This is a genomic window from Pseudaeromonas pectinilytica, assembly GCF_054780855.1.
In genome coordinates this window covers 1-902 of record NZ_BAAGVN010000186.1, presented here as the reverse complement: position 1 = coordinate 902, position 902 = coordinate 1, and the positions used below count along the sequence as shown (strand labels likewise).

Below are 902 nucleotides of genomic sequence, written 5' to 3'. Positions count from 1 at the left end.
AGGAAGCATATGATCACAGGTGGAGATTTACGTCAATCAAGACTTGATATTGGTTATAAAACGTTCACGATCTCGCCCTGCCTAGGGCCCCCGGTTGAAGGCCACACTAAGAGTAAGAAGGCCATTCGCCACTTATCATCATGCAGATCTTATAAGTAATAAATAACGGTATGGGGTGGTTAGATAGAATTTCCCAAACGTTCAAAACAGGAAACGCGGAAATATTCATCATCAAAAGACGGAATTGTTACTTTTAATACAACTTTTATAGTCAAATTTTATTACAACAAGAGAGGAATCCATGTCTGACAATCAATTTGATTTATATAGTGAAATTAATAAAGCTGTTGAGGCTGCACTGAAAAGCCGAGGCATTGCCAATATATTGCTGGCAGGGAAAACTGGCGTCGGGAAAAGCACATTACTAAATGCTGTTTTTCAAGATGACTATGCAGCTACCGGGCAAGGCAGACCAGTCACAAAAACCACTCGCAAATATGATAAAGATGGTGTACCTGTTAGCATCTACGATACAAGAGGCCTTGAAGTAAAGGATTATAAAAATAATTTAGAAGAGCTTGATTCTCTAATTGGGAACTTAAACTCATCAAAAGACCCCCACGAACATATCCATGTTTGCTGGCTTTGTATTTCAGAAGGTACGCGAAGAATTGAAGAGGCTGAGATTGAACTTGCAAATACAATTGCAAAACGAAACATCCCAGTAATTGTCGTGATAACAAAAGCACAAGCAGATGATGGATTTAGAAATAAAACCATTGAGTTAATCCCGATAGCAAGAAATCACATACGGGTTAACATGTACAGAACCTTAAGCGGCAAGCAAATTAATAACACCGTCTAACGTGTTGTTTTGCTTGGATTTTCTCTGCCTACTCTTT

Annotated in this window: 1 protein-coding gene; it reads left to right on the top strand. The window is 38.7% G+C overall.

All coding sequences use genetic code 11. From position 1 onward, the window contains the following. The first annotated feature begins 301 nt into the window (after window positions 1-301). Entirely contained in the window at window positions 302-865 is a 564-nt protein-coding gene (locus ACYVG7_RS10115) for a GTPase (protein ID WP_460883000.1), read from the top strand. Window positions 866-902: the final 37 nt, after the last annotated feature.